The sequence below is a fragment of the Methylobacterium sp. 142-1Y genome (assembly GCF_057747795.1).
The window spans coordinates 2,615,069-2,631,340 of the sequence record NZ_CM173224.1 but is presented as its reverse complement, the minus strand read 5'-3'; the positions used below and the strand labels follow the sequence as shown (position 1 = coordinate 2,631,340).

At 70.1% G+C, this 16,272-nt stretch carries 15 protein-coding genes; 11 read left to right on the top strand and 4 right to left on the bottom strand.

All coding sequences use genetic code 11. The features are described from left to right. Nucleotides 1-2 precede the first annotated feature (2 nt). The 8 genes from gsiD to AC3AOF_RS11905 all read left to right on the top strand — a co-directional run bounded on the left by gsiD (nt 3) and on the right by AC3AOF_RS11905 (nt 7,280). On the top strand, nt 3-905 hold the full coding sequence (gene gsiD / locus AC3AOF_RS11940) for a glutathione ABC transporter permease GsiD (protein WP_488348646.1): 903 nt from the start codon (nt 3-5) through the stop codon (nt 903-905). Further along, nucleotides 902-1,978, top strand: a complete 1,077-nt coding sequence (locus tag AC3AOF_RS11935) for a DmpA family aminopeptidase (protein ID WP_488348645.1) — start codon at nt 902-904, stop codon at nt 1,976-1,978. Before gsiD ends, AC3AOF_RS11935 begins: the two co-directional genes overlap by 4 nt. Further along, nucleotides 1,975-2,790 (top strand): M55 family metallopeptidase, encoded by an 816-nt coding sequence (locus AC3AOF_RS11930; RefSeq protein WP_488348644.1) that lies wholly within the window; start codon nt 1,975-1,977, stop codon nt 2,788-2,790. Before AC3AOF_RS11935 ends, AC3AOF_RS11930 begins: the two co-directional genes overlap by 4 nt. Nucleotides 2,791-2,985: 195 nt before the next feature. Next, the gene (locus AC3AOF_RS11925; RefSeq protein WP_236990598.1) at nt 2,986-4,491 is read left to right on the top strand and encodes an argininosuccinate lyase; all 1,506 of its coding nucleotides are present in this window, start codon (nt 2,986-2,988) and stop codon (nt 4,489-4,491) included. A 246-nt stretch (nt 4,492-4,737) separates the two neighbouring features. Further along, the gene (locus AC3AOF_RS11920; RefSeq protein ID WP_236992822.1) at nt 4,738-5,943 is read left to right on the top strand and encodes a PQQ-dependent sugar dehydrogenase; all 1,206 of its coding nucleotides are present in this window, start codon (nt 4,738-4,740) and stop codon (nt 5,941-5,943) included. Beyond that, the gene (locus tag AC3AOF_RS11915) at nt 5,940-6,554 is read left to right on the top strand and encodes a c-type cytochrome (protein WP_488348643.1); all 615 of its coding nucleotides are present in this window, start codon (nt 5,940-5,942) and stop codon (nt 6,552-6,554) included. The genes AC3AOF_RS11920 and AC3AOF_RS11915 overlap by 4 nt, the downstream gene beginning before the upstream one ends. A gap of 76 nt (nt 6,555-6,630) precedes the next feature. After that, nucleotides 6,631-6,873: a type II toxin-antitoxin system VapB family antitoxin gene (locus tag AC3AOF_RS11910; RefSeq protein ID WP_139038415.1), complete on the top strand. Its 243-nt coding sequence runs from the start codon at nt 6,631-6,633 to the stop codon at nt 6,871-6,873. After that, the gene (locus AC3AOF_RS11905) at nt 6,873-7,280 is read left to right on the top strand and encodes a type II toxin-antitoxin system VapC family toxin (protein WP_488348642.1); all 408 of its coding nucleotides are present in this window, start codon (nt 6,873-6,875) and stop codon (nt 7,278-7,280) included. Before AC3AOF_RS11910 ends, AC3AOF_RS11905 begins: the two co-directional genes overlap by 1 nt. A 33-nt stretch (nt 7,281-7,313) precedes the next feature. On the opposite strand, the gene AC3AOF_RS11900 is transcribed toward AC3AOF_RS11905, so the two are convergent. Further along, nucleotides 7,314-8,705: an aminotransferase-like domain-containing protein gene (locus AC3AOF_RS11900; protein WP_236990595.1), complete on the bottom strand. Its 1,392-nt coding sequence runs from the start codon at nt 8,703-8,705 to the stop codon at nt 7,314-7,316. A gap of 187 nt (nt 8,706-8,892) precedes the next feature. On the opposite strand from AC3AOF_RS11900, the gene AC3AOF_RS11895 reads away from it, so the two are divergent. The 3 genes from AC3AOF_RS11895 to AC3AOF_RS11885 all read left to right on the top strand — a co-directional run bounded on the left by AC3AOF_RS11895 (nt 8,893) and on the right by AC3AOF_RS11885 (nt 12,520). Further along, nucleotides 8,893-10,176, top strand: coding sequence for a hydroxymethylglutaryl-CoA reductase, degradative (locus AC3AOF_RS11895; RefSeq protein WP_236990594.1), 1,284 nt, complete (start codon nt 8,893-8,895; stop codon nt 10,174-10,176). 254 nt (nt 10,177-10,430) lie between these two features. Beyond that, on the top strand, nt 10,431-11,651 hold the full coding sequence (locus AC3AOF_RS11890; RefSeq protein WP_488348641.1) for an ABC transporter substrate-binding protein: 1,221 nt from the start codon (nt 10,431-10,433) through the stop codon (nt 11,649-11,651). Beyond that, nucleotides 11,648-12,520 carry a hydroxymethylglutaryl-CoA lyase gene (locus tag AC3AOF_RS11885; RefSeq protein ID WP_236990592.1) on the top strand — a complete coding sequence of 291 codons (873 nt, stop codon included), beginning with the start codon at nt 11,648-11,650 and terminating at the stop codon, nt 12,518-12,520. The genes AC3AOF_RS11890 and AC3AOF_RS11885 overlap by 4 nt, the downstream gene beginning before the upstream one ends. Nucleotides 12,521-12,523: 3 nt before the next feature. Here the strand turns inward: AC3AOF_RS11885 and fghA are convergent, their stop codons facing one another. The 3 genes from fghA to repB all read right to left on the bottom strand — a co-directional run bounded on the left by fghA (nt 12,524) and on the right by repB (nt 16,255). Then, complete coding sequence (gene fghA, locus AC3AOF_RS11880; protein WP_488348640.1) at nt 12,524-13,357, bottom strand: S-formylglutathione hydrolase; 834 nt, start codon at nt 13,355-13,357, stop codon at nt 12,524-12,526. 73 nt (nt 13,358-13,430) lie between these two features. After that, a complete protein-coding gene (locus AC3AOF_RS11875; RefSeq protein ID WP_236990590.1) occupies nt 13,431-14,564 on the bottom strand; it encodes an S-(hydroxymethyl)glutathione dehydrogenase/class III alcohol dehydrogenase in 1,134 nt (377 codons plus the stop codon). A gap of 677 nt (nt 14,565-15,241) precedes the next feature. Continuing rightward, nucleotides 15,242-16,255: a plasmid partitioning protein RepB gene (repB, locus tag AC3AOF_RS11870; protein ID WP_488348639.1), complete on the bottom strand. Its 1,014-nt coding sequence runs from the start codon at nt 16,253-16,255 to the stop codon at nt 15,242-15,244. Nucleotides 16,256-16,272 lie beyond the last annotated feature (17 nt).

The window sequence follows — 16,272 nt, the reverse complement described above, 5'->3', positions numbered from 1 at the left end:
CCGTGACCGATACCGCACTCACCGCCACGAAGGCCGTCGCCGCCGTGCCCACCGGCGTGCGCACCCCCTGGTCCGAGTTCTGGCGCAAGTTCCGCCGCCAGCCCGTCGCCGTCGTGGCCCTGGCCTTCGTGGTCCTGCTCGTCGTCGTGGCGATCCTGGCGCCGTGGATCGCCCCCTACGACGCGGAAAACTTCTTCGACTACGACCGGATCAACGAGGGGCCGTCCTTCGCACACTGGCTCGGGGTCGATCCCCTCGGGCGCGACATCCTGAGCCGCATCCTGCTCGGCGGGCGGATCTCGCTCGCCACCGGATTCCTGTCGGTGGCGATCGGCGGGCTCATCGGCACGGTGCTGGGGCTGCTCGCCGGCTATTACGAGGGCTGGTGGGACCGCCTCGTGATGCGCCTGTCCGACGTGCTGTTCGCCTTCCCGGGCATCCTGCTCGCGCTCGGCGTCGTCGCGATCCTCGGCAGCAGCCTCGTCAACGTCGTGGTGGCGGTCTCGGTCTTCAGCGTGCCGGCCTTCGCGCGGCTCGTTCGCGGCAACACCCTGGTGTTGAAGCGCGCGACCTATATCGAGGCCGCCCGCAGCATCGGCGCCTCGGACCGCACGATCCTCCTGCGCCACATCCTGCCCGGCACGGTCTCGTCGATCGTCGTCTACTTCACGATGCGGCTCGGCACCTCGATCATCACCGCGGCGAGCCTGTCCTTCCTCGGGATGGGGGCGCAGCCGCCGACGCCGGAATGGGGCGCGATGCTGAACGATGCCCGCGCCGACATGGTCTCCTCGCCCCACGTCGCGATCTTCCCGAGCCTGGCGATCTTCCTCACCGTGCTCGCCTTCAACCTCCTCGGCGACGGGTTGCGCGACGCCCTCGACCCCAAGCTCGACCGCGCATGACCGACACTCCCCCGCGCATCGGCGCCCTGCCGAGCGGCCCGCGCGACGCGATCACCGACGTTGCCGGCGTCACCGTCGGCCATTGCACGCTCGCCGAGGGTGCGATCCAGACCGGCGTGACGGTCATCCGCCCGCATGCCGGCGACCTCTACCACGACCGGGTCCCGGCGGCGGCGGCGGTGCTGAACGGCTTCGGCAAGTCGATCGGCCTGATGCAACTGGAAGAACTCGGGCTGATCGAGACGCCGATCGCGCTCACCAACACCTTCGGGGTGCCGGCGGTGGCGGCCGCCCAGATCCGGGCGGCGCTCGCGGTCAATCCCGGCATCGGCCGCGAATTGCCGACCGTGAACCCGCTCGTCTTCGAGTGCAACGACGGCACCCTCAACGACATGGCCCGGATGGTCGTGGGCGAGGCGCATTACCGCCAGGCGCACGATTCCGCCGACGTGACGGTGGCCGAGGGCGCGGTCGGTGCCGGACGCGGCATGTCGTGCTTCGGGGTGAAGGGCGGCATCGGCACCGCCTCGCGGCAGGTCGAGGCGGGCAGGCGGGCCGTGACGGTCGGCACGCTGGTGCTGGCGAATTTCGGCCGGCCCGCGCAGCTGCGGATCGGTGGCCGGGCAGTCGGGCCGGTCCTCGCGGAGCGGCTGGAGGATCCCGGGACGGTCGCCAAGCCGGAGAAGGGCTCGATCATCCTGACGATCGCCACCGACGCGCCCCTCGACGCGCGCCAGCTCCGGCGCCTGGCGCTCCGGGCGGGCGCGGGCCTTGCCCGCACCGGCTCGGTCTTCGGCCACGGCAGCGGCGACATCGCGCTCGCCTTCTCGACCGCCTATACGCTGCCGCAGGATCCCGGCACCCCGATGCCGGCGGTGGCGATGCTGCACGATGCCCATCTCGACCCGCTCTTCGAGGCGGTCGCCGACGGGATCGAGCAGGCGATCGTCAACGCCCTGTGGCGCGCCGAGACGGTGACCGGCCGCAACGGCCAGACCCGCCCGGCCCTGACCGAGGTGCTGCCCGAATTGCTGTCCGACCCCGCCGCCCTCCCCTCTCAGGAAGCGCCATGAAGGTCCTGATCTCGACCGACATCGAGGGTGTGGCCGGAATCGTCCATCCGGACCAGACCCGCAGGGGCGCCCCCGGTTACGAGCAGGCCCGCCTCTGGATGGTGCAGGAGGCGAACGCGGCCATCGCCGGTGCCTTCGCGGCCGGAGCCGAGGAGGTCTTCGTCAACGATTCGCACGGCGATTTCCGCAACATGCCGGCGGACCTCCTCGATCCCCGCGCGCGAGCGATCCAGGGCAAGCCGCGCCCGCTGGGCATGATGGCGGGAGTGGATCTCGGGATCGATGCGGTCGGCCTGATCGGCTACCATTCCCGCGCCCACGGCCGGGGCATCCTCGCCCACACCATCAACGGCTTCGCCTTCGCGGCGATCGCCCTCGACGGACAGGAACTGGGTGAGGCCGGGATCTACGGGGCGCTCGCCGGCGAGTTCGGCGTGCCGGTCGCGATGGCGAGCGGCGACGACGTGTTCATCGCCGAGAACCGGGCGCTGTTTCCCCAGACCGTCTTCGTCGAGACCAAGCGGGCGACCGGCTGCCACAGCGGCATCAGCCTGTCGCCGGAGGCGTCCTGTGCGGCGATCCGGGCCGGTGTGACGATGGCCTTGGGCCGCCCCCTGCCGCCGCCGTTCCGAATCCCCGGCCCGCTCGCGGTGACGGTGCGGGCCCAGACCCCGGCACTGGCCGATCTGTTCGGCCAATGGCCGGGACTCCAACGCCGCGACGGCAGCGCCGTGAGCTTCGAGGCCGGTAGTGTCGCGGAGGCGGTGCGGGTGATCAATGGGCTGTCGGCGATGTCGAGCTTTCTGCGCTGAACGTCCGTTCGACCTCATCGACAGTCTTCACATCCTCCTCGTCATTCCGTGGCCGCGACAGCGGAGCCCGGAATGACGCGGTGGGCTTGAGCTTCGTCGAGACCCTGCCCCGCGCCCCCCGCGCTTGAGCCCACCCCGCCCCGCCGGCTATCCCGGCCCACAGGCGGGCAGAACCGATCCGCCGGAGGGTGGACGATGCTCAGACAAGCCCTGCTCGCCGGCGCGATGATCGCCGGCGCCACCGCCGCACCGGCCGAGCCGACGCCCCGCCGCGACGAGTTCTACTGGCTCGGCGAGATCAACAAGGCGAGCGCCGTCATCAACACCGAGCAGCACCTGCTCGACGCCGGCCTCGCGCCGCGGATCGCCAAGGGCCTCGACGCCGTGCTGAAGGCCGGCGACCAGCCCGGCGCCAAGCGTCCGACGCTCGTCATCACCTTCGAACCGCTGCTGATCGAGGCGGCGGGCGTCGAGGCGACCCTGCTCCATGCCGGCCGGTCGAGCCAGGACATGCTCTCGACCGTGCGGGCGGCGATCATCCGCGACGAGATGCTGCGGCTGGCCGACGCCCTGCGCCGGACCACCGCCACGATGGTGCGGCTGGCGCGCACCCACCGGGACACGGTGGTGCCGAACTACACCAACGGCGTTGCCGCCCAGGCCAACAGCTACGGCCACTATCTCCTCGGCCACGTCGCCGGGCTCGCCCGCGACGCCGAGCGGCTGCGGCAGGCCTTCACGCGGCTCGACCGCTCGCCGATGGGCACCACGGTGCTGAACGGGACGAGCTGGCCGCTCGACCGCGCCCGGATGGCGGCCTATCTCGGCTTCCCGGCGCTGGTCGACAACGCCTACGACGCAGCCCAGATCTCGGCGACCGAGATCCCCGTGGAGGTGGGCGCGGTGGCGACCGCGATCGCGCTCCATTGCGGCGCCTTCGTCGAGGACGTGATGACCCAGTACGCGCAGGCGCGTCCCTGGATCCTGCTGCGCGAGGGCGACGGCAATACCTACGTCTCCTCGGCGATGCCCCAGAAGCGCAATCCGGGCCTCCTCAACGACACCCGCGCCGAGGCTTCACGCGTCGTGTCGCTCGGGATCGGGCGGGCGATCCAGGCCCACAACATCCCGCCGGGGATGAGCGACGCCAAATCCGTCCGCGACAACGCCGCGGTGCTCGCGGGCGCGACCCGGATGCTCGACCTCTGGGACCGCGCGCTGAACGCCCTCGTCATCAGCCCCGAGCGGGCGCTCGAGGAGCTCAACAGCGACTGGACCGCCTCGCAGGAACTGGCGGACGTGCTGATGCGCCGCTACGGCCTGCCCTTCCGCGTCGGGCACCATTTCGCGTCGGAGATCGTCGACTATGCCCGCGCCCACGACGCCCATCCGAGCGATTTCCCCTATGCCGAGGCGCAGGCGCTCTACGAGCGCACCTTGCGGGAGATGAATCAGCCCGCCGCGCCCCTGCCGATGAGCGAGGCGGAGTTCCGCCAGACCCTCGACCCCGTGGCGATCGTGCGCGACCGCGCGACGAGCGGCGGGCCGCAACCGGCCGAGATGACCCGGATGCTCGATGCCGCCGACCGCACGGTGGCCGAGGAAGCGGCGTGGGTCACGGCCGAGCGCGGGCGGATCGACCGCGCCCTCACGTCGCTCGACGCGGATTTCGGCAAGCTCCTGGCGCAGGCGCCGCGCTGAGACGCATCGCCGGTCACGAGACCGCGCGCGGCCTCGTCAGCTCCGTCCCCTCCCCTTGACGACAGGCCGTGTCCAACTCGACAGTGGGCGAAGCGAGGACACCGCAGGGTGCGCCTCGCGACGAACGCCCACAAGGGCGACGGAAAAACACAACGGGAGGAGGCGGACATGCGAGTGCGCGGGATGACCGGAACGCGCCGTGCGGCCTTGATGCGTCGCAAGGTCTTGGCGGCGGCCCTCGTGGCGATGGGCCTGACCGGCGGGGCGGCCCAGGCGCAGGCCCTCAAGCAATACGATTCGAGCGGCAAGGCGTTCTGGAAGAACCCGCCGCCGGACTGGTTCCTCGGCGACGAGACCTCGGCGCAGAAGGGCCTGGCGCCGCCCGCCAACCCGGCGCTGCCGGCCTCGGACGAGGAACTGGCGGAGAACCTGAAGGCGGTGAAGCTGCCGGCGGGCTTCACGATCAGCGTCTATGCCAGCGGCGTGCCCGAGGCGCGGCAGATGGCGCTCAGTGACAAGGGTACCTTGTTCGTCGGCTCGTTCGGCGCGACCAACGTCTATGCCATCGTCGACCAGGGCGGCAAGAAGGTCGTCAAGACGATCCTCAAGGGCCTCAACATGCCCACCGGCCTCGCGTTTCGCGATGGCGCGCTCTACGTCGTTGCGATCGACAAGATCTATCGCTACGATAACATCGAGGCCAATCTCGACAAGCCGCCGGAGCCGGTCGTCGTCTACGACGACATGCCGTCCTACGTGGCGCATGGCTGGAAATACCTGACCTTCGACAAGGATGGCTGGGTCTACGTGCCGTTCGGCCCGCCCTTCAACATCGGCAACCCGCCGAGCAGCGTGTCGCAGGTGCGCCGCGTCGACCTGAAGACCGGGGCTGCGGAGATCGTGGCGCTCGGCGTGCGCAACAGCGTCGGCGGCGACATCGACCCGCGCACCGGCCGCTACTGGTTCACCGAGAATGCCCGCGACTGGATGAGCGACGACATCCCGAGCGACAAGCTCAACATGATCTCGAAGGTCGTCGAGCATTTCGGCTATCCGTATTGCCACCAGGGCGACATGCCGGATCCGAAATTCGCCCAGGGCCGCACCTGCGCCGAGTTCACCCCGCCGGTGGCCAAGCTCGGGGCTCACGTCGCGCCGCTCGGCATGAAGTTCTATACCGGCTCGTCCTTCCCGGCCGAGTACAAGAACAACATCTTCATCGCCGAGCACGGCTCCTGGAACCGCCACAAGTACCAGGGCGGCCGCATCGAGCGGGTGGTGGTCGATCCGGACGGCAAGAACGCCAAGATGGAGACCTTCGCCTCGGGCTGGCTCAAGGGCGACCGCGACTATACCGGCCGGCCGGCCGACATCCTGGTGGCGCCGGACGGGTCGCTGCTGGTCGCCGACGACTGGGCCGGTGCGATCTATCGCATCGCCTACACCAAGTGAGCCGCGCGAAACCCCGCGCCTGCCCGCCGGCCCGGAGGTTCTCCGGGCCGGCCCGCGCCGCGCTCGCCGCTCTGGGCCTGATCGCCTCGGCCGCGGTTCAGGCCGCCGAGGCGCCCGAGGTGGCGCAGGCCTGCCTCGCCTGCCACGGCGAGACCCTGGCCGAGGGCGCGCCGCCGATCGCCGGGCATTCCAGCAACTACATCCAGTTGCAGCTGGTGTTCTTCCGCGCCGGCCGGCGCAAGAACGAGATCATGCAGGGCGTGGCGGAGGGGCTGTCGGACAACGACATCCGGGCGCTCGGCAAGTACTTCGCCTCCCTCCCCTTCCCGGACACCAAGCCGCCCGCGGACACGCAACCCGACCTCACCAAGGCCGGCGCGGCGGCGTCCCTCCAGCACCGCTGCGCCGCCTGCCACGGCGACGCCTATCTCGGCATCCAGGCCGCGCCCCGCATCGCCCGCCTGCCGGAAGGCTATCTCGCCAAGGCGCTCGGCGATTACCGGGCCAATACCCGCCCGAGCTCGGGCGGGGCGGCGATGACCGAGGTGGCGGGCTCCCTGTCGGATGCCGACATCAAGGCGCTGGCGCATTACCTGGCGGTCCTGCCGTGAAGCCTCGACCGGCACCGCCCGGTGTATGGACGCTGCCGAGTGCGGTGTATAGACATCGGTACCGACAGGAGGCGCCATGCTCAGCATCCGTGATCGCGAGATCCGGGCCCTCGCAGAGGCCGTGATGAGAACGCGCGGGGCCCCGACCCTCACTGCGGCGATCAAGCTCGCTCTGCACAACGAGATCCGCCGCGCCGAGGAGGAAATCCCGCTGCGCGAGCGGGTCGCGGCGCTCCGCGCGCGGGCCCTCGCCAAGGCGGATCGCCCCAGGCTGCCGGCCCTCACCGACGATGAGCGCGACCAGCTCTGGGAGCGCTGATGTTCATCGAGACCTCGGCCGTTGTCGCGATCCTCGCAGGCGAAGCGGAGGCGGCTGTCTTCCTGGACCTCATCGACGGGGCCGAGCGACGGGAGACCGGTGCGCATGTCCGGCTCGAGGCCACGATCAACCTCGCCCGCATCCTCGGGTTGAGCATCCTCGATGCCCAGGATCTGTACGACGGGTTCATTCGGGCCGCCCGGATAGCGATCGTACCGGTCGACGACGAGGTCGCACGCCGGGCCGTGGAAGCCTTCGCGGTCTACGGCAAGGGGCAGGGTCATCCGGCTCGGCTGAACTTCGCCGATTGCCTCTCCTATGCCTGCGCGCACCGGAGCCGCCTGCCGATCCTGTTCAAGGGACGAGATTTCTCCCAAACCGACCTCGCCCTGGCCGTCTCTGGGTAAGAACGCCCCTCCGCGCCCTCGGCGGGAGGCGTCTCAGGATCGCGACGCGGCCTCCTCCCGCATGAACCGCGCGAAGCGCGGATCGCTCAAGTAAGCGACGTTGACCCGCATCATCGGCGGGCCGGCCGGTCCCTCGGGACAGAAGATCCCGCCGGGCGCGATCAGGATGCTGCGCGCGGCGGCCTGGCGCGACAGGGCGTCGAGGTCGGTCGTCTGCGGCAGCCCGCACCAGAGATAATACCCGCCCCGCGGCTCGCCGAAGACCGGAAGCCTCAAGCCCTGCAGGACCGCCCTCCCCTGCAAGGACGCCGCCTCGATCCGCCCGCCGAGGCGGCGCAGGTGGCGGCGGTAGCGCCCGCTCTCGATCAGGTCGTGGATGATCCGCTCGACGAAGCCCGAGCTGTTGACGCTCGTCACCATCTTGAGATCGCGCAGGGCCTCGACGATATCGGGCCGCGCAGCAATGTAGCCGCAGCGCAGGCTGGCCGAGAGGGTCTTGGCGAAGGTGCCGACATAGATCACGCGCTCCAGCTGGTCGAGGGCGGCGAGCCGGGCCTGCGCCGCCGGCAGCACGTCGGCGAAGGGGTCGCTCTCGACGATGCGCAGATCGTGGGCAGCGGCGCGCTGGAGCAGCCGGTGGGCGACCGGCAGGGTGAGCGAGCAGCCGGTCGGGTTGTGGGCGAGCGACTGGGTAAAGAACAGCCGCGCGCCGCTCGCGCGGGCCAGGGCGTCGAGATGGGCGACGTCCGGCCCGTCCGGATTGCGCCGCACCCCGAGGATGCGCGCCTTGGCGAGGCGCAGCTTGCCGAAGAGCGGGTAGTAGCCCGGGCTGTCGACCAGCACCGGCTCTCCCGGCGCCACGAACTGGCGGATGATCAGGTCGAGGGCGTGGTTGGCTCCGGCGGTGAGGAGCACGCCCCCTGGCCCAACCTGGATCGACCGCTCGGCGAGGCGCAGCGCGAGGCTGCGGCGCAGGGGCAGGTAACCGTCCGGGCTGCCGTAGCTCTCGCTCGCCGCGCCCAGGGACGGGCGCAGGTGCCGGCCGATTTCCGAACTCTCCATCCAGGCCGGCGGCGGCCGGCCGTCGCCGACGCGCACGTCGTAATGCCGGTCCAGCTGCTCGCGCAGCAGCCAGACGCTGTCGACCGCCGCGACCGGGACGGGCCCCGGCGGGGTGGCGGGGGCCGGCCTTCGGCTCGACACGTAGAAACCCGAGCCCGGCCGGCTCTCGACCCGGCCCGAGGCGACGAGGCGCTCATAGGCCTCGACCACGGTGTTCTTCGACACCGCGAAGCCGGCCGCCGCCGCCCGGATCGACGGCAGGCGTTCGCCGGTGCGCAGGAGCCCGCGATCGATCCGTTCGCTCAGTCCGGCGACCACCTGCTCGACCCGGGTCCGTGGTTCGGGAGTCCCGACTGTATCCATGCCGCGAAGGGTACGGTCCCTCCCGGAAAGGCGCAAAGCGTTCCTTGTGGGTGGGGCACGGACGGGTACGGTGCCGACAACGAACAGGGTCTTACACGCCCGGACGAGGGAGGAACGCCACGGTGCCCGCGGATGCGGCCGCCCTCGTCCGGCGCGCGCGAGCCCGACCGACGCGGCAGCAGGCACCATGCAAGATACTTCCCGGGCGAACCGCACCTCGCGCATCGCCGGCTTCCACAAGAAGAGTCCGCACGAGCGCCTCGACCTCGTCGCCGCCTTCGCCGACCTCTCCCCGGGCGAGGTCGCGCACCTCGCCGAGTTCGGCAACCTCAGCCCCGACCTCGCCGACCGGCTGATCGAGAACGTGGTCGGCACGATGACTATCCCGCTCGGCATCGCCACCAACATGCGGATCGACGGCGAGGACGTGCTGATCCCGATGGCGACCGAGGAATCCTCGGTGGTGGCCGCGGTCTGCAACGCGGCCCGCCAGGTCTACCAGGACGGCTTCACCACCTCGGTCTCCGGCAACCTGATGATCGCCCAGGTGCAGGTCGTCGGGGTGAGCGATCCCCACGCGGCGCGCCTGCGCATCCTGGAGCAGCGCGACGCGTTGCGGGCCTTGTGCGATGCCTGCGACCCGGTGCTGGTGCGCCTCGGCGGGGGTCTTCGCGATGTCGAGGTGCGGGTGCTCGACAGCCTGGGCGGCCCGATGGTGGTGACGCATCTCATCGTCGATACCCGCGACGCCATGGGGGCGAACGCCGTCAACACCATGGCGGAGGCGGTGGCCCCCCACATCGCCGGCTGGAGCGGCGGCCGGGTCTACTTGCGCATCCTCTCGAACCTCGCCGACCGGCGCCTCGCCCGGGCGCATGCGGTCTGGCGCACCGACGCCATCGGCGGGCCGGAGGTGCGGGACGGGATCGTCAGCGCCTACCACCTCGCCGAGGCCGATCCCTACCGCGCCGCGACCCACAACAAGGGGATCATGAACGGCATCGACGCCGTGGTGCTCGCCACCGGTAACGACACGCGGGCGATCGAGGCAGGCGCCCATGCCTACGCCGCGCGCTCGGGCCGCTACACCAGCCTCACCCGCTACGAGGTCACGGCGTCCGGCGACCTCAGCGCCTCGATCGAGCTGCCGCTGGCGGTCGGCCTCGTCGGCGGCGCGACCAAGCTCCATCCGACCGCGCAGGCCTGTTTGAAAATTCTCGGGGCGACGACGGCGGAGCGGCTGGCCCGGATCATCGCGGCGGTGGGGCTCGCCCAGAACTTCTCCGCCCTCAAGGCGCTCGCCACCACCGGCATCCAGAAGGGCCACATGGCGCTCCATGCCCAGAACATCGCCATGATGGCCGGGGCGCTCGGCGAGGAGATCGAGGCGGTGGCCCGCGTGCTGGTCGAGCGGCGCCTGGTGCGGCTCGACGTGGCGCAGGAGGTTCTGGGGGAGATGCGGCGGGGGTAAGGAACCACCGGGCTGTCTCTCACGAGATCATCCCATCCATAACCTCATCCTGAGGTATCAGTCGATCGAAGATCGACCGACCTCGAAGGAGGGCTCCAGATAACACAGAGATTCCTGGAGCCCTCCTTCGAGGCTCACTCCGTTCGCACCTCAGGATGAGGTCGTATATGGGTGAATCCGTTCAAAAATATTTTTAAATCAACCGAACGATGGCCGAACCAACGGCCAATCAATACTCTCCCGGGAGGACAACCATGCCGACATTCACCCGCCTCGCCACCCGCCTGCTCGCCGGCGGCGCCTTCATCCTCGCCGCCGGCACCGCCCATGCCGAGGTGACGCGCCTGAAGCTCGGGGTGCTCACCGATCTCAGCGGATTCGCCGCCGATTCCACCGGCGAGGGCTCGGTGGTCGCGGCCCGCCTCGCGGTCGAGGATTTTCGCAAGGAGCAGCCGGGGATCACCGTCGAGGTGATCCAGTCCGACCACCAGAACAAGCCGGATATCGGCTCGGCCACCGCCCGGCGCTGGATCGCCGAGGGGCAGGTCGACGCCATCCTCGACGTGCCGTTCTCCTCGGTGGCGCTCGCCGTGCAGGAGGTGGTGCGCGATTCGAAGGCCGCCTTCATCGCGTCGGGCCCCGGCACCTCGGACCTGACCGGCCCGAAATGCTCGGCCAACACCGTGCACTGGACCTACGACACCTGGGCGCTGGCCCACGGCACCGCGCTGGCCCTGGTGCGTGCCGGCAAGACGAAGTGGTTCTTCCTCACCGCCGATTACGCCTTCGGCCACGCGCTCGAGTCCGACGCGGCGCGCGTGGTGAAGCAGGAGGGCGGCCAGGTGGTGGGCACCGTGCGCCACCCGACGGCAGCCGCCGACTTCTCGTCGTTCCTGCTTCAGGCGCAAGCCAGCCGCGCCCAGGTGATCGCGCTCGCCAACGCGGTCGGCGACACGGTCAACTCGGTCAAGCAGGCGGCCGAGTTCGGCATCACCGGCGGCGGCCAGGACCTGGCGGCCCTGCTGATGCAGCTCTCCGATGTCCACGCGATCGGCCTCAAGGACGCGCAGGGGCTCTACCTGACGGAAGGCTTCTACTGGGACACCAATGACGGCACCCGCGCCTTTGCCGACCGCTTCGCCGCCCAGATGAAGGGCCGGCGCCCCACCGCCAACCAGGCCGGCGTCTATGCCGGGGCGCTGGCCTACCTGCGCGCCGCGACGCTCGCCGGCAGCACCGACGGGCGGACCGTCGTCGCCCGGATGACGGCAGGGCCGACGAACGATCCGCTCTTCGGCGAAGGCACGGTGCGCGAGGACGGACGGCACGTCCACCCGATGTACCTGTTCCAGGTCAAGAGCCCGGCCGAATCGAAGGGGCCGTTCGATTATTACAAGCTCGTCCAGACCATCCCCGCCGCCGAGGCGTTCCGGCCCCTGGCGGATGGGCGGTGCCCGCTGGTGAAGGCGCCGTGAGCCCCCTCCCCTCCCGGGTGCGGATCGTCGAGGTCGGTCCCCGCGACGGGCTCCAGAACGAGCCCGTCACCGTACCGACTGCCGTCAAGGTGGAGCTGATCGAGCGGCTGCTCGCCGCCGGCCTGGCCCATATCGAGGTCGGCAGCTTCGTCTCGGCCCGATGGGTGCCGCAGATGGCCGACACCGCCGCGATCCTGGCCAGGCTGCCGCCGAATCCTGCCGGGCGCTACGCCGTGCTGGTGCCGAATCTCAAGGGGTTCGAGGCGGCACGGGAAGCGGGCGCCGGCGAGGTCGCGGTGTTCGCCTCCGCCTCCGAGGCGTTTTCGCGGGCCAACATCAATTGCTCGATCGCCGAGAGCCTGGAGCGCTTCCGGCCGGTGGCGCAGGCCGCCCGCGCCGCCGGGATTCCGCTGCGGGGCTACGTCTCCTGCGTGCTCGGCTGTCCCTACGAGGGTGTGGTGACGCCGCAGGCCGTGGCGGATGTGGCCCGTCGCCTCGTCGAGATGGGCTGCTACGAGGTCTCGCTGGGCGACACGATCGGGGCCGGGACACCGGAGACGGCCCGGGCCTGCGTCGCGGCGGTGGCGGAGACGATCCCGCGCGAGCGCATCGCGCTGCATCTCCACGACACGCGAGGGCTGGCGCTCGCCAATCTCCGCGCCTGCCTCGAACTCGGCGTGTCGGTGATCGATGCCGCCGTGGCGGGCCTCGGCGGCTGCCCCTACGCGAAGGGCGCCCCCGGCAACGTCGCCACCGAGGCGGTGGTGGCGGAATGCGACCGGCTCGGCCTCGCGACCGGGATCGATCCCGGTCGCCTCTCCGAGGCCGGCCGCTTCATCACCGGGGCGCTCGGGCGCGCCCCGGCCTGAGGGTCAGCGCAGCCGCTCGGCCGCCCAGGCGATGTGGTCGTCCATGAAGGTCGAGATGAAGAAGTAGGAGTGGTCGTAGCCCTCGCGCATGTTGAGGGTCAGCCCGATCCCGGCCTTCTTGCACGCCTCCTCCAGCAGCCAGGGACGCAGGCCCTCGTCGAGGAAGGAATCGGCGGTGCCCTGGTCGACCAGGAATTCCGGGAATCGGCGGCCGTCCTCGATCAGAGCGGTGGCGTCGTGGCGGCGCCACGCGGCCTCGTCCGCGCCGAGATACTTGGTCAGCGCCGGCTTCGACCAGCCGGCGGTCGAGGGCTGGACGATCGGCGCGAAGGCGCTGCACGAGCGGAAGCGCTCCGGATGGTTGAGCGCGATGGTGAGCGCACCGTGGCCGCCCATCGAATGCCCGAAGATGCCTTGGCGTTCCATGTCCACGGGGAATTCGCGGGCGACGAGGGCCGGCAGCTCCTCGGTGACGTAGGACCACATGCGATAGTTGCGGTCGTACGGCGCCTGGGTGGCGTCGACGTAGAAGCCGGCACCGCAGCCGAACTGCCAGTTGTCGGGCTCGTCCGGCACATCGGGTCCGCGCGGGCTGGTATCGGGGGCGACGATCGCGATGCCGTGCTTGGCGGCGGCGCGGCGGTACTCGCCCTTGTCCATCACGTTGGCATGGGTGCAGGTCAGGCCCGACAGGTACCACAGCACCGGCACCTTCCCGGTTTCCGCCTGCGGCGGCAGGTAGACCGCGAAGGTCATCGGGCAGCGCGTCGTCTCGGCCTCGTGCCGGTAGACGCCCTGGATGCCGCCATGCGAGCGGGCCTTCGAGATGGTGTCCATGTCGCCGTGATCCCTGGGTTTCGTATCCGTCCCCGGCGGTACGCGTCGCGCACCGCCGGGTTCAACCAGTCCTTTAGAACACCACGACCGAGCGGATCGACTTGCCCTCGTGCATCAGGTCGAAGCCGTGGTTGATGTCCTCCAGCGGCATGGTGTGGGTGATCAGGTCGTCGATGTTGATCTTGCCCTCCATGTACCAGTCGACGATCTTCGGCACGTCGGTGCGGCCGCGGGCGCCGCCGAAGGCCGAGCCCTTCCAGACGCGGCCGGTGACGAGCTGGAACGGGCGGGTCGAGATCTCGCGGCCGGCCTCGGCCACGCCGATGACGATCGATTCGCCCCAGCCGCGGTGGCAGCACTCGAGCGCCTGGCGCATCACGTTGACGTTGCCGGTGCAGTCGAACGAGAAGTCGGCGCCGCCGCCCGTCACGTCGAGGATCGCCTGCACGACCTTGTCGGTGCCGACCTCGTTCGGGTTGATGAAGTGGGTCATGCCGAACTTCTCGGCCATCGCCCGCTTGTCGGGGTTGATGTCGACGCCGATGATCTTGTCGGCGCCGACCATGCGGGCGCCCTGGATCACGTTGAGGCCGATGCCACCGAGGCCGAACACCACCACGTTGGCGCCCGGCCACACCTTGGCGGTGTAGATCACCGCGCCGAGGCCGGTGGTGACGCCGCAGCCGATGTAGCAGATCTTGTCGAAGGGGGCGTCCTCGCGCACCTTGGCGAGCGCGATCTCCGGCAGCACGGTGAAGTTCGAGAAGGTCGAGCAGCCCATGTAGTGATACACGGTGTTGGCGCCCGGGCTGCCGCCGGTGGAGTCGCAGCGGAACCGGCTGGTGCCGTCCGGCATCACGCCCTGGCCTTGGGTCGAGCGGATCGCCGTGCAGAGGTTGGTGCGCTGCGACAGGCAGGACTTACAGTTGCGGCATTCCGGCGTGTAGAGCGGGATGACGTGGTCGCCGACCTTCAGGGTCGTCACGCCGGCCCCGACCTCGCGCACGATGCCGGCGCCCTCGTGGCCGAGGATCGCCGGGAACTTGCCCTCGGAATCGAGGCCCGACAGGGTGTAGGCGTCGGTGTGGCAGATACCGGTGGCCATCACCTCGACCAGGACCTCGCCGGGCTTGGGGCCTTCGAGGTCGATGGTCTCGATGGTGAGGGGCTTCTTGGCTTCCCAGGCAACGGCGGCGCGCGTCTTCATGGTGTCTCCGATCGGATCGATGTCGTGTGAGAGCGCGGCGCCCCGCAAGGGCTGCGGCTCGGGCCGCCCGCTGGATGGCCCGCTCTGTGCTGCGATTTGATGAAGGCCGCAACGGTGCGGCACAACAAACTTTAGTCCGAGACGGCAGTCGATCCGGGGTGCGGCACCGGTGGTGACAGTCGTTGGTCACGGACTGTCACATCGATGCTTCATGTTATAGTATTACAGATCGTTGGTGGCGATGGGATGGTCGTGGGACCGACTGGGCGGGTGATCGTCTGCGCAAGGGGTGCCCTCCCCTCTCGCGAGGGCGTCGAGGCCGGGACTATCGAACGAGTCCCCCATCATCGCCACGGAATCGGCCTCGACAGGGCCAGTCGCGAGCGCTTCCCGATCGTTAGTCGGACGCTGAAACGACGCAAGATATCCCAACCACGACCTCATCCTGAGGTGCGACCGTCAGGGAGCCTCGAAGGAGGGCTCCAGATATCTCAGGTCTACCTGGAGCCCTCCTTCGAGGTCAGTCGATCTTCGATCGACTGACACCTCAGGATGAGGTGTCGGGTGGGAGAAGCGGGCGGGGTACGGGAACGGTCCCATCTTATGCTGCCAAGCTTTAGAGCGAAAAGCATGGCAGCTCCGCTGTGCCGGCCCCGCCCTGGTCCAGTCCGGACCCCTCACCCCCGCCCCTGCCGATAGGTCGCCAGCAATTCCGGCAACCGCTCGGCGAGGTAGTCGGCGAAGCCCGGCTCCGCCTTCTCCTCCAGCGTCACCCGCATGCCGTCGGAGCTGCGCTCGATCCGGGCGAACTTCACGCCCTTGGCGTCCTTCACGGTCTCGGCCCGGGGCTTGGCCTTGCGGGGCGCCGGCGCGGCGAGCGCGGAGAGGATCACGGCGAAGCGCTCGTCCGAGGTCTTGCCCGCGAGGTCGGACGAGGCGAGCGCGGCCTCGATCCGCTCCGGCGGCGCCGCCTTGATCCGGTCGGCGAGAGTGAGCCAGCGCGGGCGGCCGATCTTCGGTGCCGGGCCGATGGCGGCGAGCACGGGTGCGGGGATCGCCTCGGCGACCGCCAGATAGTTCGCCAGATCCGGCCGATGCGCGCCCATGGCCTTCAGGATCACCTCGCGGGCGATCCCCGCCTGCTCCATGTTGCGGGCGAAATGCGCCCGCTCGATGTAGCTCAGATCCTCGCGGGCGAGGTTCTCGGACCCCTGCGCGACCACCAGCTCGGCATCGCTGAGATCGCGCAGGACGGCGCGCACCGGCTTGGCCAGCGCCTTCGCCGCCCGCGTCCGGCGCCGCCCATAGGCGATCTCGTAATGGCCGTCCTTCCGGGGATGGCGCCGGACCAGGATCGGCGTATGCTGGCCCTCCTCGCGGATCTGTGCGACGAAGGCGTCGAAGGCGGCATCCGTCGCATCGGGCACCCGGTCGGCGATGGCCGAGGGCAGGCAGAGGGCGGGGTCGAGCTCGATCACCGCGCCCTCAGTTTCCGCCGGGCCGGGCCGGGACGCCGCCCACATCGCCGCCATCGAGCGTGCCGGGGTCGGGCGCTTCTCCGGGGTGGGCGGGGGTGGCGTAGCACCTGCTACAGGGGTGTAAGCCGTTGGAATTCCAGGCGAGGGCTGTGGCTGGGCATCCGCCTGGACCGGCGTGCCCATGATGGCGCTGAGACGCTTCTTCTGGTTCATGCGCGGCTCCCACTCAT

Excerpts from the sequence above, each read along its gene's own strand:
- AC3AOF_RS11925 (WP_236990598.1), top strand. The coding sequence starts at position 2,986 with ATGCTCAGACAAGCCCTGCTCGCCGGCGCGATGATCGCCGGCGCCACC.
- fghA (WP_488348640.1), bottom strand. The coding sequence starts at position 13,357 with ATGGACACCATCTCGAAGGCCCGCTCGCATGGCGGCATCCAGGGCGTC.
- AC3AOF_RS11890 (WP_488348641.1), top strand. The coding sequence starts at position 10,431 with ATGCCGACATTCACCCGCCTCGCCACCCGCCTGCTCGCCGGCGGCGCC.
- repB (WP_488348639.1), bottom strand. The coding sequence starts at position 16,255 with ATGAACCAGAAGAAGCGTCTCAGCGCCATCATGGGCACGCCGGTCCAG.
- AC3AOF_RS11930 (WP_488348644.1), top strand. The coding sequence starts at position 1,975 with ATGAAGGTCCTGATCTCGACCGACATCGAGGGTGTGGCCGGAATCGTC.
- AC3AOF_RS11905 (WP_488348642.1), top strand. The coding sequence starts at position 6,873 with ATGTTCATCGAGACCTCGGCCGTTGTCGCGATCCTCGCAGGCGAAGCG.
- AC3AOF_RS11935 (WP_488348645.1), top strand. The coding sequence starts at position 902 with ATGACCGACACTCCCCCGCGCATCGGCGCCCTGCCGAGCGGCCCGCGC.
- AC3AOF_RS11910 (WP_139038415.1), top strand. The coding sequence starts at position 6,631 with ATGCTCAGCATCCGTGATCGCGAGATCCGGGCCCTCGCAGAGGCCGTG.
- AC3AOF_RS11900 (WP_236990595.1), bottom strand. The coding sequence starts at position 8,705 with ATGGATACAGTCGGGACTCCCGAACCACGGACCCGGGTCGAGCAGGTG.
- AC3AOF_RS11920 (WP_236992822.1), top strand. The coding sequence starts at position 4,738 with ATGGGCCTGACCGGCGGGGCGGCCCAGGCGCAGGCCCTCAAGCAATAC.
- AC3AOF_RS11895 (WP_236990594.1), top strand. The coding sequence starts at position 8,893 with ATGCAAGATACTTCCCGGGCGAACCGCACCTCGCGCATCGCCGGCTTC.
- AC3AOF_RS11875 (WP_236990590.1), bottom strand. The coding sequence starts at position 14,564 with ATGAAGACGCGCGCCGCCGTTGCCTGGGAAGCCAAGAAGCCCCTCACC.